Source organism: Paenibacillus sp. M-152 (assembly GCF_003856555.1).
Taxonomy (GTDB): Bacteria; Bacillota; Bacilli; order Paenibacillales; family Paenibacillaceae; genus Paenibacillus; species Paenibacillus polymyxa_C.
Genome location: NZ_CP034141.1, coordinates 353,118 through 369,383 on the forward strand (window position 1 = coordinate 353,118; position 16,266 = coordinate 369,383).

Below are 16,266 nucleotides of genomic sequence, written 5' to 3' on the forward strand. Positions count from 1 at the left end.
GTGACAATATCAAAAGAATACAATCAAAATGTAAAAGAGACGTAAACATTCAATTGGCTGGTTTCCAGTATTGTTGTCTGTAATTTTTCGGTGACATTCCAAATCTCTCTTTGAAACACTTTGAAAAATAGCTGGCTTGAGAAAATCCTGTTTCCTCCGTAATTTGCTGGATGGACCAGTCGGTTTGCAGCAAAAGACTGCGTCCCTGATCCAGACGATAGTCCATCAAATATTCAAGTGGTGTGCGCTGGAAGGTGGCCTTCATGCATCTGGCAAGATAGTTTTGATGTACGTGAAAATGTGCCTCCAGGTCTTTATTCGTGATGGCATTTCTGTAGTTTTGTTTTAAGAATATTTCGATTTGTTCAGCTAACTTGGAGGAACTGCTTTTGTAATTCTCATCATATTCCAAACTCTGAAAAATATTCACAAATGTTTGTTGAGTCTCCCATAGAGCCAGCTTTCGAGTTTTTAAAGTAGAGGCTAGTAAATAGTCCAATTTGGAGAACAGCTCATGGGGATTAATTAGTTTTTGATATTTGGGTAGATGGATGGTGGTATGTTCTGAGTGAAAATGCAGCTCAGGAATGGGGGTGCTAGGGATAATAAGATTCGGCGAGGATTGGGCGCACCACATACTATTAGTTTGAAAATGAAACCAGTAAAAGGAGGTTTGTTCTGTACATGCCTCTATGGGGAAATGGTGCTTATCCGGCTCAAGAATAAGTGCATGATTTTCAGTTATCTTCCACGACTCATCCTCCTCACCGATGTGCAGTAGTCCTTCTTTAATAATAATTACGTCAAAATATCCCAAGTTATAGCGATTCGGATGCCAGTCCCCTTTTTGGTATGTAGTAAAATTCCCCTCAATGAAATAAGGCAATGGAGGGACAAGGAAAGATAGAAAGTCTGTTTTGCTCATGGAAGTCAGCTCCTTTGTGTGTGAAATCGTATAAGTTTTAGTTAAAGATCGCGATTTTTTTTATAAATTCAGGTTGATAAAATAAGGACTGTAGCAAGGGGAGTTCAGGTTAGCTTGTTCGATATTATCATTACTTTATCCTTATTTTTTCAAAAATGAAAGCGTTCTATTTTCAGGAAGGGATGTTTATCCAATGAAAACGGCAAAACCAGTGAAGCATGTCATCGTCGATGATTCATTTTGGAAAAAGTATAAGCAGGTTGTGGCGGAAGAGGTTATTCCTTATCAGTGGAAAGCATTAAATGATGAATTACCAGATACAGAACCCAGCCATGCGATTGAGAACTTTAGAATTGCGGCCGGGGAATCTAGTGGAGAGTATTATGGAACCGTTTTCCAAGATAGTGATCTTGCCAAATGGTTGGAGACGGTTGCTTTTAGTTTAAGGGATCATCCAAATTCTGCGCTTGAAGAGCGGGCTGATGAAGTCATTGATCTATTGGGAAGAGCACAAGCTGAGGATGGATATCTGAATACGTACTATTTGCTGAAGGAACCTGACAATCGTTGGACAAACTTAAGGGACAATCATGAGCTGTATTGTGCGGGACACTTTATAGAAGCGGCTGTTGCTTATTACGAAACGACGGGTAAGACGAAATTCCTCAACATTATGGAGAAATACGTAGACCTGATTCAGCAGATATTTGGTACAGAAGAAGGGAAGCGGAAAGGCTATCCGGGGCATGAAGAAATTGAGTTGGCCTTGATCAAATTATACGACGTAACGGCTAAGGATCAATACCTCAAATTAGCGCAATATTTTATCGAACAGCGGGGACAGTATCCTATTTATTTTGTGGAGGAGCAAGAAAAGAGAAAGCATATTCAAACAGAGCCCACCTGGAATGATGATAACAATATTAATTTTGGCCTAGGCTTCGAATATCAGCAGGCACACCAACCTGTGCGAGAACAAAAAGAGGCCGTTGGTCATGCGGTAAGAGCAGTGTATCTGTATATTGCGATGGCGGACCTAGCTGCAAAAACGGGAGATGCTTCTCTGCTACAAACCTGTGAAACGCTGTGGGATGATGTCACGAACCACAAAATGTACATTACTGCCGGAATCGGATCTACGGTGAACGCGGAAGCATTCACTTGCCATCATGATCTTCCCAATGACAGCATGTACTGCGAAACTTGCGCCTCTGTAGGGCTGGCTTTCTGGGCCAATCGTATGCTGCGCTTAGCGCCGGACCGGAAATATGCCGATGTTCTGGAGCGTGCGCTCTACAATGGAACGATTAGTGGAATGGATCTGGATGGGAAACGGTTTTTCTACGTGAATCCGCTGGAAGTCAATCCTTTTCAAAAATCGAGAAAAGATCAGGAACATGTAAAAACAGAGCGGCAAAAATGGTTCTTCTGCGCCTGCTGTCCACCCAATTTGGCGCGAATGATTGCATCGGTGGAGGACAATATGTACACCCAGACCGAGGATACGTTGTATACGCATCTGTATATTGCCAGCAAGGTGAACATGACTTTATCTGGACAAGAGGTTGAAATTACACAAACCCATCATTATCCGTGGGATGCAGATCTTGCTCTTTCGATCCATGTAACAGAGCCAACTGCATTTAAATGGGCACTGCGAATTCCAGGGTGGTGCAAGCAGGCAGAGGTCAAGGTGAATGGGGAAGTCATATCACTAGACCATCTTGAAAAAGGCTATGTCGAGATTCAGCGCACTTGGAAGGATGGGGATATGGTAACTTTGCACTTGGCTATGCCGGTGGAGCGTATTCGGAGCAACCCGCTTGTCTCCATGAACCAGCAGCAAGTTGCTCTTCAACGTGGTCCAGTTGTGTACTGTCTGGAAGAAGCGGATAATGGGGCGAATCTGGCAGGATTAAGATTACCAAAGGATAACCCCGTTACAGAAGAATTTAGCGAAAATCTGCTGGGTGGCATTGTAAAGCTGACCATAGAGGGATATCGGGTAAAAGGTTCAAATGCATTATACAGCTCGGAGCCCCCTGAACTTGTTCCTCAACAAATTACCGCCATTCCTTACTACGCCTGGTGCAACAGGGCCAAAGGGGAAATGCGTGTATGGGTTTATGAATTATAATTCATTCGCATGGGGAGAGGAAAGATCATGAGTACGAGAATTGTGAGTACGGAACCACCCGAAAAAGCAGCCAGTACCGTTCCTTTTCATCGTAAAATCAGCTATTCGTTAACGGATACGGCAGGCAATCTACTATACTGTGTCATTTCCAGCTATCTACTATATTTTTATACGGATGTATTCGGTCTTTCTATTGGGATTGCCGGAACATTACTATTTATCACCCGTTTTATTGATGCCATTGATGCCCCGATCTGGGGCATCCTGATTGACCGAACCAAATCAAAATACGGCCAGAGCAGACCTTATTTTCTATGGCTAGCTGTTCCGTTTGCCGTGTTCATGGTCCTTACGTTTACGACGCCCAATTGGAGTGAATCGGGGAAAATTGCATATGCGGCCATCACTTATATCATAGCGGGTATTTTGTATACGGGAATCAGTACACCGATTACGTCTATTCTGCCTAACCTGAGCACCAACTCCAATGAACGTGTGGTTTTGAACTCTTTCCGTATGGTGGGAGGAAATGTTGGCTTCTTCATCGCCACCACGTTCACTTTACCTCTGGTCGCCTTCTTTGGACAGGGGAATGACCAAAAAGGATTTTCTCTAACGCTCGTTTTATTTGGAATTATGGCGATTATTATGTTTTTCATAGCGTTCGCCGATTTGCGTGAAAATGCGGCAGTGAAAACGAAATCTGTTCCCATTGCTAAAAGCTTTACAGCCATCAAGCGAAACTGGCCCTGGATGCTCGTTGTAGCTGCTAACCTGTGTTACTGGATCGGTTTGAATATTCGTTCTGCCACGCTTATCTTTTATCTGCAATACAATCTGGACAGTAAGGACTTGGTGCCTTTAATCAACGGACTGACCTCTTTGCAATTAATCTCTATGGTTCTGATTCCGTTGTTTGCCAGAAAATTAACTAAAAATACGATCATGATTATCGGATTGATATTAGCTGCACTAGGTCAAGTTGTGATTTTAATGGGAAGTACAAACTTAACCCTTATTATTGCTGGCTGGATCATTGGTGCATTAGGATCAGGCTTTGCGTGTTCTATGCCATTTGCCATGTTGTCCGATACGGTTGATTATGGGGAATGGAAAAATGGAATTCGGGCAAGTGGATTCCTGACTTCTATTGGAAGCGCATTCTGTATTAAAGCAGGTAGCGGAATTGGCGGATTATTGCCAGCATGGGTTATGGGTAGCACGGGCTATATTGCTGGAAAGGTTCAGACCCCGACTGCTTTGTCTGGCATTCAGTTCAGCTTCATCTGGCTGCCGTTTATCGTCTTCTTGATCGGAATTATCCCTATGTTTTTCTATAAGAAATTCGAAAAGAATGAAGCTTCTATTCAGCAAGACTTAATTGCGAGAAGATCATAGATATTCTCTTAACAAGGTGTTATAAATACCGAGGGATGGTGTAATCCTGTTTCAAGACCTGTTCACCGAGCTGAGCAGGTTTTTCACCTTTTTTCTATTCTAATGTGAGCAAACGCATTGACAGAATTTTCTTTTGGAGTGATACTTCTATGTAGAGAAAAGTGTACAGAATCAAGAGCCAGAGACATCTAGCCTTGCAACTTTATACATTTTTTCGCCATGAAAGACTCTTCTGTTGAAGGGTTTTTTTCAATTTGATAAAAAGAATGTGATGATATGAGTCAACTGAGTGTAAGGATGAGAACGCATGGCTTTCTGAATAGACATTTTTCAGGAGAGTCTATTGATTATCGGCAGATGATTGCCTTGTTTATCCCGCTTCTAATTGATCAGGCTTTTATCGTGGGTCTTAATTTGGTGAACACAGCAATGATTAGCTCGTCAGGGATGGCGGCGGTCAGTGCCGTAAATATGATTGATTCATTAAATATTTTCCTAATTAATGTGTTTGTGGCAGTGTCTACCGGGGGTACGGTTGTTGTAGCGCAGTATAAGGGGAGCGGCAACGATCTTATGGTCTCTAAAGCAACATCCGGTACTATATCCTCCGTTTCCTTGCTGGCCTTATGTATCAGTCTGTTTATGATCCTGTTGTACAATCCCATTTTAAGCGTCCTGTTTGGCTCTGCCTCGGCTGATGTATTGGCTAACGGCAAGGTGTACCTGCTGGGAAGCTGTATGTCTTTCGTGGGGATTGCGATCGTTGAGGCCGTATGTGGAGCGCTGAGAGGGATCGGCAAGACGAGGGCGTCGCTGGCTCTTTCGCTCATCATGAACCTTTCGTATGTGCTGCTGAATGTCGTATTTATTAACTTGTTAGATATGGGTGTACTGGGCATGACGATTGCAGTCAATGTGTCCAGATATGCAGGGGCTGCCTGCGCGTTGATTTATTTGGTTAGGGTAGATGACGACTTGCGTGTTCAGCTTAGAGATATGCTTTATTTTAATCTAGCCATGCTTAAAAAGATCCTGTTTATTGGTCTTCCTTTTGCAGCGGAACAGATGTTTTTTAATGGAGGTAAAATTTTAACGCAAATCTTTATTGTGAACCTGGGGACCAATGCATTGGCGACGAATGCCATTTGCTCATCCCTGGCTAACGTGTTCCAAATTCCTGCGAATGCTTTGGCTCTTACGATTGTGACCGTGGTGGGTCAATGCATGGGACGGCGAAATGTACACGATGCCCGCAAGTTTACCAAATCGTTTATTTGGCTGTCGTCCGGTTCGTTTATTGTAATGGGGCTAATCCTAATGCCTTTGTTTAAGCCGATGGTGGGGTTGTTTCATCCACCTGCTGAAATTGTAGATGACATTTTTATGGTCATGCTGATTAATACGCTGGCCCAGATTCCACTCTGGTCCATCGCCTTTATTACACCCTCTGCGCTTAGGGCAGCAGGTGATTCCAAATTTACGTCCCTCACCTCGATGCTGTCCATGTGGTTGTGTCGGGTAGTGCTCGGGTATGTTTTGGGCATTGTGTTCAACTTGGGGATTGTTGGTGTCTGGCTGGCCATGGATATTGAATGGGGTGTGCGGGGGATCGTTTTCCTCTGGCGCTTCCGTGGCAACAAATGGGTCCAGCATCGTTTGATCGACTGAATAGGTCCACTACTATAAAATTGACCTCGGGATGAGGCACTTTATAGTAGTGGATTTTTTTATAGACGTTTAAAGTTACGTACGCCTTATTCTATTCTGATCCCTATATTGCCTAACTGCACTCCCTGCTGCATACGGTAAAAGGCTTGCGCTGTATCTTGTAGAGGGAAGACGCTATCTATAATGGGATGAAGGGAATGGCGCTCCATGAATTGGAGCATATCTGCGAATTCCTCACCGCTCCCCATAGAGGTACCGATGATGCTAATCTGTGGGAAAAATATAGAACGCAGCGGAATCTCTATGTGATCTCCTGAGCTTGCGCCAAATGTAATGATCCGGCCATCCGGTTTGATGACATCCAGATATTTGTCGAACGTAGCGGGTCCGATGCTGTCAAGGATCAGATCCACGGTGTCTCCGTTCATGCTTTCTTTCCAATCGCTATCACTGTCGAATGCATGATGAGCGCCATGGGCGAGGGCAGCTTGTTTTTTTGCTTCGCTACGTGATGTGACGCTGACCCGTGCGCCCGCCGCTAAAGCCATTAGCATGGCATACGTGGCTACACCGCCGCCAATACCGGGAATGAGGACATGGTCACCCTGCTGTAATTGGCCTCTAGTGAAGAGAGCGCGGTAAGCGGTCAAGGCAGACAAAGGCAGTACCCCTGCTTCTTCCCAGGATAGGTAAGCTGGCTTGCTGACGGCATTTTGAACGGGAATGATAACCGATTCGGCCAATGTCCCGTCTGAAGGAACGCCCAGAATGGCAGGAATCAAGGGAACGTGGTGCGTCTTCTCCCATCCGATACATGGATTGATGATTACGTCAGTGCCTACCAGTGAGGTTGGGACGCCAGCGCCCACAGCCTCGATCACGCCTGCTCCATCCGATCCGAGAATGAGTGGAGCATCGTTGGCGGTTCGATCCGCCATGAGGAACAGATCCCGATGGTTCAAGCCTGCAGCTTTGAGTCTGACCTTCACTTCGCTGTGCCCCGGCTGTCTGTCCGTAACGTCCTTATACATCAGGCCCTCAAGGCCGTGTTTGACGGTATGTATTACAGCTTTCATTTTAAAGCCTCCTGTGGTCGAATTTAGATGCATTTGCATGTAACTTGAATTGTACAGAGCGGCAAGCATCCGGTAAAATGAACAAAATCGAACGTCAGTATCATAAATGATCATACCAAGCAGGTGATGTATATATGGAAAGCAGTGATTTGAAAATTTTTCGGGCGGTTGCTCGCGAGGGCAGTGTCACAAGGGCTGCGCAAGTGTTGAACTATGTACAGTCCAATGTGACCTCGCGGATTCAGCAGCTTGAGGCACAATTGAACGTACCGCTATTTCGCAGATCTAATCGCGGAATGACACTAACGTCGGCAGGAGAGAATCTGCTGGAGTATGCGGAATCCATATTGACTTTGCTCGACGAGGCAGAGAAGTCTACTCAATATTCGGACCAGCCTGCGGGACCGTTGCGATTGGGTTCGATTGAGACGACTGCGGTTACGCATCTAACGACTTTATTGACGGGATATTACGCTGAATACCCTAATGTGCAGCTATCGCTGATGACCGGGGGGACGCATGCCCTTGTACAAAAGGTATTAAATTACGAATTAGATGGGGCATTCGTCTATGGCCCTGTCGATGATCCGAATATAGAGCATGTTGCTGCGTTTGAAGAGGAGTTGGTGCTTATTTCGGAACCGGGAGAAAGTGATATGAGCAAGTTGCTTGCCAAGCCTATGCTGTTCTTCGATGTAGGCTGCACACATCGGGCAAGAGCGGAAAGTTTTCTGAGCGATGCAGGTGTGGATGCGTATCAGATTATGGAATTCGGAACATTGGAAGTCATTTTAGGCGGTGTAGCCTCTGGTCTGGGGGTGTCCATGCTGCCACACTCGTCAATTGTAAAGGCGAAGAAGGAGGGAAGTATTGCTTCGCATCGTTTACCCGAAACATATCGTAAATTAGAGGTGTGGTTTGTTCATCGGCGGGACTCGGTTTACTCCAGTGCGCTGTCAGGATTGCTCCACTGGATGAAAAAGGATGTTATACTTAACTGGGATTAAATTGACATCAGGGGTGTATCATTTGGAAGAACATAATTTATCGAAAAATCCATCTACAGTAGCTCCGGGAGAATTTGTGAGGAATGGCGGTTATCAACGACGAGAACCAGATAGGATGGCGGTATTATCAGAAACATACGGAGCCTCTATCTTTTTCAGGAGATGGGCCGCCTGGATGATTGACTTCATTCTTATCGTCTTTGGGTATGGTGGGCTTGTCTATTTTATAGCGAAAAAAGTAGCTGAAGCGGAAATCCTAAATATGGGTATGATAGTGATACTCTTCTTGATTGGCTCTTTCTGCTATTATCTGTTGCTGGAAGGACTTACAGGCTATACGCTGGGCAAGTTTGTACTTCGCATTCAGGTCGTGAATGGAGAAGGAATGCCGCCAGGCATGATTAAATCGTTGATCCGTACGCTCATACATCTGGTGGATACGAACCCGCTGCTTTTCTGGGGGCTGCCCGCCGGTATATGTGTGCTGGTGACACCTCGGAAACAACGAATTGGAGATATGGCCGCCAATACATATGTAGTTAGGACACGGGATTTGGGGAAGGTGAGCAAAAAGAAAACCGGGATTATTGCAGGAGCAATCATCCTGATGACGATCACTTCGATTGTCTTTGCTGTATCCTTAATTTCTACGCTCATTACTCAAATCGTGAAGCCTGAGGTATTTACCAGTAAGGATAATCAGTTTGCAGTTACGGCTCCGTGGAATTGGTCACGAGATAATAGGATTAATGAGGAAGCGGATATTTCCATTAAAAATGAATTTACCGATAGATATTTGATTGTATTGTCTGAACCGAAAAGCGACTTTGACAGCAGTATGACCCTTCAAGAATATAAAGGAATCATTGAGGATCATTTGGTGTCAGGAATTACGGACCCTGAATTGGGGACCGCTTCAGATATGGTGGTGAACGGATATCCTGCCATTGAGTTTACCCTAAAAGGAGAAATAGACGGGAATCTGGCCATGTATAACGTGACCACAATTGAAACACCTTCGCATTATCATCAGGTGCTTGCCTGGACCTACGCCTCGCGATACAGCAGGGCACAGCAAGAGCTGCGCAAGATTAGAGACAGTTTCCGTGAAATGAACATGATGTAAAGTGAACATGGAGCAATAACGATGATTCAAATTATAAGACGGTAAGCAGAACAAGCAGACAGCTTATAGAAGCGTCTGCTTGTTGTTATATAGGCGGGATAGTGCTACGGAATGGTGCTATAGATGACTCTTGATCACTCGCAATCCAGCCACCCTCGCCACCTTGCCTTGTGGCTGGGCTGTGAATCGAATCGTAACTTCATTCTTTTCATTCGTCACAGACAGAGGCAGCTCATAGATAAACGTCTCGAATTTATTCATTTCCTCGGATTCCATCTTGCCTTCTCCTAAGTTCTGACCATCTGCAGTGATGTCAAAGTCACGATGAGAGCGGTCGGAGTCCTTCAGATAGGTCACTGCTAATTGGACAGGCTCATCAGGGAGCACCTTCATGACAAAAGAGAACCAGCCCCCAGACCATGTGTCGCGATATTTGCGATTATAAATGGACCCCAGGCCAACGTGTTCTCCAGTGAAGGCATGATCCCGTTCAGGCTGCATTTCGGCAGGCTGCACAACATCCACTGTAAGTCGTTCCAGCTCTAGCTGGTACGCTAACGCGGTACGGTATTCTGCCTCTGTTGATACCCATTCCTCCTTGGAAAAGAGATCCCAGTAGACGGTATAAGAACGATCATATATCTGATAAAACGGACGAAGCTGCAAGTCTCCGATATAGCCCAGGTCGTTTAGATGGAATGTATTCGGCTCCTTCTCATCAGCAATCAGCTTGGCTGTCAGGGAATCGGCCGATCCAATCAGAACAGATGCCAGCAGACGTTCCTCGTTGGACTCCTGTACAACAGGACCCAGATCTCCAGCCAGCACAAGTGGGCCATACATGAATGCAATCCGACGCGGATTATCCGGCATTTCCTCAACTCTTACTGTCATAGGAATATCGTATTCGACCGTATCCCCATCGTTCCATTCCCGTTCAATTACAATATAGCTGGTAGGACAAGCCTCAGCGGCATACTCTTCTCCGTTGATTTTAATCTTCATTCCCTGCTCCGCCCAGTGCGGGCATCTTAGTTTAATCGTGAAGAACTTGGGCTCCTTGCTTATGACATGAAGCGTTCCCCGCCCATTTTGCGGAAAGAGGGTTTCTTGTTTGAGCTGTATGTCCATCTCATCCCACGTCACGGTAGAAGGGACATATTGGTTGACATAGATTGTATTTGCCGTGTGAAAATAAATCGCCGTGCCGTACATGGAGTGACTCTCCATACCGGACCCGACACAACATGTAAAATCCTCATATTGAGAATTGAAGGACTTGTGTCCTCCCATTTCCAGCGATACAAAATAGCATACACGTCCATCTACAGGCTGCTGTGAAGCCAGAATATGATTGAACATTGCTCGTTCATAGTAGTCGGCATAGGCTGCGTACGCGTCCCATTCGAACATATGTCTTGTTAATTTCAGCATATTGTAGGTGTTGCAGGTTTCACAGGTGCCTTCGCCCAAACGATCATTCAGCTTGCCGGGTTCACCAAAATGTTCATTATAGCTATTGCCGCCGATTACGTAGGAATGCTTGTGAACTACCCGATCCCAGAAAAAGCGGGAAAGGTCCGCATATAGAGGTTTGCCTGTCACTTCGAACTGCCGTGCTGCACCAATGATCTTAGGAATTTGCGTATTAGCATGTCGTCCTGCCAGCGTATCGCGACTGTCTGCCAGATCATTGAGCACCTCTCCATGATAAAAGCGTTCCGCCAGGTTCAAAAAGCGCTTTTCTCCGGAATGTTCCGCCAGATCGGTCAGCACCTCGTTCATGCCGCCAAACTCGCAATGGAGTACCTGTTGCACCTGTTCATCGCTCAGTCCTTGGAATACATCCTCCAGCCAGTCGCCGAGTTGGATTTCCATCGCTAAAGCCTTGGGATGATGAGCGAGCAGGTGGGCATCACGCAAGCCTGCGAAGAGCTTGTGCATCGTATATAGCGGAACCCAGCCTCCGTTAAGATCAAAGCCCTGGGAACGAATATCTCCGGCTTTGACTTCTTCAAAAATCTCTTTCCCACGCGGGATGCCGGAAATGTATCCGTTTCCATGACTATTTTGGCATATTTCCAACTCGTCGATCACATAGTTTACTCGTTCCAGTAGTCTTTTGTCGCCTGTGGAGGCAAACATTAGTGCACAACCAGACAGGTAGTGACCAAGTGTATGTCCACTGATGCCGCGTGCCTCCCAGCCCTCATAATGAGCCGCTTTGGGCTCCAATCCCGCATATTCACGAAAACGTGACAATAAACGGTCAGGTTCCAAACTCAGCAGATAGGTCGTATTCAGCTCCATAGCGTGGTAAAGTGGGCCGGAATCAATGCTTACTTTATGCAAGTCAAAAGCTTGTGCTTTCAAAATCATCGCTCCTTAGCTAAGATGAAAGTGTATATTTCTCCACTACATTAGCATTGCAACCGCGGTATGTCAGTAGCTTAACCATACAATAGGTGGACAAATCCGAACATGAATCTAAAGAGGCGATAACATGACCTATCTGAAAGTGAATGTAGACGCTCCGATCCAACTGATCTCGGCAGGCGAGTTCGTTTCCGAGGTGCCATGGAAACATATGAGCCGTTCCATTGAGAACTTTGAGCTGATCCTTGGTGTCCAAGAGACGGTATATATACGGGAGGAAGAGGAGGATTTTGAAGTAGGGGAAGGAGATATTCTATTGCTGTACCCCGGTTGTACGCATCGAGGATACCGGGAATCGTTGCCTGGGGTTAAATTTTATTGGTTTCATTTCGATGTACCTGCGACCCCGAATGTATTATCTAGTGAGGAAATGAAGCAGGAAACAAGTGCAATGGACGGGCTTGTACAGCGTCATGGCGTGATACGCGATATCTATTTGCCGCAAAGTGTACAGGCAGATAACGGAGATCGAATTCATATTATCGTCAATCAAATCTTGCATGTCGCCAACTCGCATTATCTTACGTATCACAGTGCTAACTATTTGTTCACCTCACTGCTGATCGAGATATCCGAACTGGCCCTCAGTCGCTTGATCTCCAATCCTGTCCATTCACAGGGGAATGTGAGCATGAACAAGATTATTGAGTGGACTCGAATTCATGCTGGAGAACCGCTGACCGTGACCGATTTGGCTCAGAAGTTCAATTACAACAAGGATTATATATCCCGTTTGTTCATGCAGAATACGGGCATGCGTCCATTGGAGTTCATTCACAGTATTCGAATCAACAAAGCTAAGGAATTGATTTCCCGTACAGATATGAGCATTAAGCAGGTAGCGGAAGAAGCAGGATACACGGATGAGAAGTATTTTATGCGGTTGTTTAAAAAGAGAGTACATATGACTCCTTCACAGTATCGGAATGCCTATCACAAAACATTTATGAACAATGTCTAGTCTATTTCCGCTTCACAGCAGCATAGCTTATCAGACCATAATTTGATAATCTGATTTAAGAGAGATTGAATGAGAGCAATCAATACATAATACTTTGTCAAAAGGGGCGAGTGAGATGCTGCAATCACCATTAAAGGAAGAACTGACTCGAATACTCGAAGAGCATTCACTTGATGATGAGTTAAAAGAAGAGATCTATCAGGCAGCCGAAGCTACTATACAATTTCAGCTAGAGCATGAGGAAAACTATGAAAACGTTGGGAATAGTCGGATCGCCGGCTATCCAGATCTGCCGCCCACAATAGAGTGGCCGTGTAATTCAGACGGAGAATATTATACGTTTATTGCTCAGATCAATTTAAGCGAGTTGCCTTTTTCACCATTTGAGGGATTGCCTCATCAGGGCATACTATACTTTTTTCTTGGGCTGGATGAGCCAGCTTACGATATTGAGCATAAAATCTTTTACTATAACGGCGACAGCAGTGCTTTGCAGAAAACATTACCGCCCGCTGGGCGCGTAGAGGTGTCGGTGGAGCAACGGGATTTCACTGCGTATGCAATTTCTTTTCATCCGATCCTGACGCTACCATCGGAGGGTGAGCTAGGAGATATTCTATTAGATCAGTACGAAGAGCTTTATGAGCTTTTATATGAACATAGCGACACGGTGTGGGGACAGCATCAGTCTTTTGCCGGGAACACTCGTCGGGATGCTTATCTGTGCCGTAACGGGCTAAAGGGTCTTCTGTTTAATTGGCATAAGAGTGAGGGTCAGATCCATCAGGAAGCCGAGCAAGCTATGCATAGGGGAAGTACGGAGTATGCGGAGCATTTACGATCCGAAGTGCTGCCTCAGCTGCAAGAATACCAGGCGAATCGGGAAAAGCACGATCAAGCTTCGGAAAATTGGCATGTTTTGCTCTCTGTATCATCCTTGAATGAGGTTGGTATGTGCTGGTGGGACGCAGGGTATTTGGAGTTTTTTATAGATCAAAGGGACTTGAAGAACCTTGATTTCTCGCGAACATATGTTAATCTGGCTACAAGCTAGCCGGGTCGCCAGGACTCATGTTTATTTTGGAGGCTAATGACAGGGGTTAGAGCAGGGTGGTTTTTTTGATTGATAAAAGAAGTGAATTGAGCATGTGGCACAGTATCCGAGCGTTGGGAATTGAACGATCAATAATAGGTGGTCCTATATAGGACTGCCTTTTTTCGATGTAAATGAACGATTGTACTCCGTTAATAGTCTTAATAGATGAGACCACAACAAGGGAGGTGCACGTATATGACTGATCGAGAGCTGTTTGAACTATATAAGGAACAGATATATTATTTTTGTTATTATCTGATGCAAAATCAAGCAGATGCAGAAGATGTTTGCCAGGAGGTATTTGTCAAAGCAATCTTGGCCGACAGGTCCAAAGTACAAGATCTCAAATCATGGATTTTACGAATTGCTTCCAATGAGTGCAGCAATGTGCTTAGAAGGCGAAAAACTGGGCTGATGAAGGAAATACGAACTTTTTTATTGTCACGTCCTCATTCATTTAATCCGGTGGAAGAGAGCTTATATCATCGAGAAACTAAGACAGAGCTACACCAGCTATATAACAAGCTTCCAGATAAAATTCGAATGGTCGTGGTCCTTCGTTATGTAAACGAATTGACTGTGCCGGAGATCTCTAGAGTTATAAATATACCCGAAGGAACAGCTAAATCCAGATTAAATCGAGGGCTTAAACTGCTAAAAAAAATGGTGGTATCCCAAGTAAAGGAGATGAATAGCAGTGAGTCGGTATTTTGAGAAAGAACAGCACATTCCTCAACCCGAATATGATGCAATGTGGGTAAATATAGAACAGGAAGCAACCAAACGAAAAGCAACTCTGCAACAGTCACAGGAAGCACCTATGCATAGAACAAAAATTGTTCCTGCGAGTATTGTATTCTCATGTTTTCTGCTCATTGCCATCCCTGTATTCGCTAGTGTGACTATCAATTGGGATAGAATAGGCGGACGTAGTGTAACCAACGCGATAAATAATGGTATTGGTCAGCGGTATGATCTAAAAGTAACCGATGCAGGCATTACGATGAATTTGAATGGTGTTGTAACAGATGGCGAAAAAATGAAAATGCTCATCTCTCTGGATCCGGGAACCGACCCAAGCAGTTATATTGGGTTTGCTATAGAGAAAACTATGGTAACTAGCAATTCTAATAACAAGGAACGAGCACACGGATATTTGAATTACGATCCTAAAAGCCAGAAACTCCTAGGCATTTATGAAACTGTTGATACATTAAAGGATCGTAAAAAAAATTATACACTTGAGGCACAGAATCTAATTTTTTATCGTAATCAGGATATTCCTTTAAAGACGAATCATCAAGCTGGGGATACCCTCGTTACGGGGACCAAGCAGTATCCTAACATATATATAGAATCCGTTCGACAAACCAATAACAAGACTGTTGTCCGCTTTAGAGTTGCTGCAGCTCCATCCGATTTAGGACGTGGGAACCCGCATTTGGTAATGAAAGTGGGAGACAAAGAAATAGACGCCATCCCAACCATTCTACCTAGTGACAGCCCAGAGTTGCATATTGAGCAGGTATTCAACATGACTGCACAAGATTGGAGAAAGGCAAACCTTCATTTCTGTTACATTGAGGAAGCAAAACGAATTGAAGGTACTTGGAAGTTCGAATTTGAAGCGGATGGAAAAAAAGCAAGTGAAGCGATTTATTCTAAGAAGCTGCATAGCAGCGCTGAATTCCGGGAAAATACAGGCGCTACCTTAGACCAACTGATTATTACCCCCTTGGATATTGAAATTCTAGTAACAGAGCGTGATTCACTTAAAAAAGGAAATGTCCATTATAAAACGGCTCAGTTGGTTGTAGGTGATAAAAAAATTAACGGAGGATGGAATCTTAAAGGGGCTGGTCCTGAAAATTATCAACACTTATATCAATTTGAATCCTCAGAGTGGTATAAGGACTGGTCTGATGTTCCAATGAAACTTATATTGAAAGATGCTGTCATCCAGAAACGTGATACTTCCAAGAATTGGATTTCTCTTCATAAACCCAAAGAAGAAAAACAGTTCGCTGAGCTTAATGTAGACGGTTATCAAATTGATTTCACATACTATACAGAGGGAAAAGATTTGATTGTCGAATCGAAATCCGGTTCCCCTGGCTTCAAAGGTGTCAACCAAACAACGATGCGAATTAACGGCAAAGAAGTAGTACCTGAGATCATTGCGAAGGGTATGGTATCCACAGGAGTTAATGTTGACCGTTATAAAGATATTGAATTAGACGGAAAATTGGAACTAAATCCTGGCCTCTACAAGTACAGCGATCCTGGACGTAATATTGAAGTTGTTTTGAAATGATAGGGCGTTCACCGCCTATTCTACAGGTAAGGTCAATTTAGGAAGAGTAGTCCATACGATTAGGATAAGTACAACTATTTGGTACGTAAATACTAAAGCCCTTCCGGCTTTCCATCAGGGAA

General features: G+C 44.5%; 12 protein-coding genes. 9 read left to right on the forward strand and 3 right to left on the reverse strand.

Translation table 11 applies throughout. The annotated features are described in order from the left end of the window. Positions 1-49: 49 nt before the first annotated feature. Positions 50-925 (reverse strand): helix-turn-helix transcriptional regulator, encoded by an 876-nt coding sequence (locus EGM68_RS01600; RefSeq protein WP_064962695.1) that lies wholly within the window; start codon positions 923-925, stop codon positions 50-52. A gap of 193 nt (positions 926-1,118) precedes the next feature. On the opposite strand from EGM68_RS01600, the gene EGM68_RS01605 reads away from it, so the two are divergent. The 3 genes from EGM68_RS01605 to EGM68_RS01615 all read left to right on the forward strand — a co-directional run bounded on the left by EGM68_RS01605 (position 1,119) and on the right by EGM68_RS01615 (position 6,128). After that, the gene (locus EGM68_RS01605; protein WP_129548542.1) at positions 1,119-3,062 is read left to right on the forward strand and encodes a glycoside hydrolase family 127 protein; all 1,944 of its coding nucleotides are present in this window, start codon (positions 1,119-1,121) and stop codon (positions 3,060-3,062) included. A gap of 27 nt (positions 3,063-3,089) precedes the next feature. Further along, positions 3,090-4,460: a glycoside-pentoside-hexuronide (GPH):cation symporter gene (locus tag EGM68_RS01610; RefSeq protein WP_025675835.1), complete on the forward strand. Its 1,371-nt coding sequence runs from the start codon at positions 3,090-3,092 to the stop codon at positions 4,458-4,460. Between the two features lie 276 nt (positions 4,461-4,736). Continuing rightward, positions 4,737-6,128: an MATE family efflux transporter gene (locus EGM68_RS01615; protein ID WP_025675836.1), complete on the forward strand. Its 1,392-nt coding sequence runs from the start codon at positions 4,737-4,739 to the stop codon at positions 6,126-6,128. 86 nt (positions 6,129-6,214) lie between these two features. Here EGM68_RS01615 and EGM68_RS01620 read toward each other — a convergent pair whose 3' ends face one another. After that, positions 6,215-7,204 (reverse strand): zinc-binding dehydrogenase, encoded by a 990-nt coding sequence (locus tag EGM68_RS01620; protein WP_129548543.1) that lies wholly within the window; start codon positions 7,202-7,204, stop codon positions 6,215-6,217. 134 nt (positions 7,205-7,338) lie between these two features. On the opposite strand from EGM68_RS01620, the gene EGM68_RS01625 reads away from it, so the two are divergent. Continuing rightward, on the forward strand, positions 7,339-8,211 hold the full coding sequence (locus EGM68_RS01625; protein WP_129548544.1) for a LysR family transcriptional regulator: 873 nt from the start codon (positions 7,339-7,341) through the stop codon (positions 8,209-8,211). After that, positions 8,189-9,337, forward strand: a complete 1,149-nt coding sequence (locus tag EGM68_RS01630) for an RDD family protein (RefSeq protein WP_129548545.1) — start codon at positions 8,189-8,191, stop codon at positions 9,335-9,337. The genes EGM68_RS01625 and EGM68_RS01630 overlap by 23 nt, the downstream gene beginning before the upstream one ends. Before the next feature lie 117 nt (positions 9,338-9,454). On the opposite strand, the gene EGM68_RS01635 is transcribed toward EGM68_RS01630, so the two are convergent. Beyond that, positions 9,455-11,710 (reverse strand): glycoside hydrolase family 127 protein, encoded by a 2,256-nt coding sequence (locus tag EGM68_RS01635; protein ID WP_129548546.1) that lies wholly within the window; start codon positions 11,708-11,710, stop codon positions 9,455-9,457. 130 nt (positions 11,711-11,840) lie between these two features. Between EGM68_RS01635 and EGM68_RS01640 the strand changes: the two genes are divergently transcribed. From EGM68_RS01640 to EGM68_RS01655, 4 genes are all read left to right on the forward strand, one after another. Beyond that, positions 11,841-12,734, forward strand: coding sequence for an AraC family transcriptional regulator (locus tag EGM68_RS01640; RefSeq protein ID WP_040102363.1), 894 nt, complete (start codon positions 11,841-11,843; stop codon positions 12,732-12,734). Positions 12,735-12,849: 115 nt separating this feature from the next. Next, positions 12,850-13,788 carry a YwqG family protein gene (locus EGM68_RS01645; protein WP_129548547.1) on the forward strand — a complete coding sequence of 313 codons (939 nt, stop codon included), beginning with the start codon at positions 12,850-12,852 and terminating at the stop codon, positions 13,786-13,788. A gap of 237 nt (positions 13,789-14,025) precedes the next feature. After that, positions 14,026-14,544, forward strand: a complete 519-nt coding sequence (locus EGM68_RS01650; protein WP_013368911.1) for an RNA polymerase sigma factor — start codon at positions 14,026-14,028, stop codon at positions 14,542-14,544. Further along, a complete protein-coding gene (locus EGM68_RS01655) occupies positions 14,528-16,144 on the forward strand; it encodes a DUF4179 domain-containing protein (RefSeq protein ID WP_129548548.1) in 1,617 nt (538 codons plus the stop codon). Before EGM68_RS01650 ends, EGM68_RS01655 begins: the two co-directional genes overlap by 17 nt. The last annotated feature ends 122 nt before the right edge of the window (positions 16,145-16,266 follow it).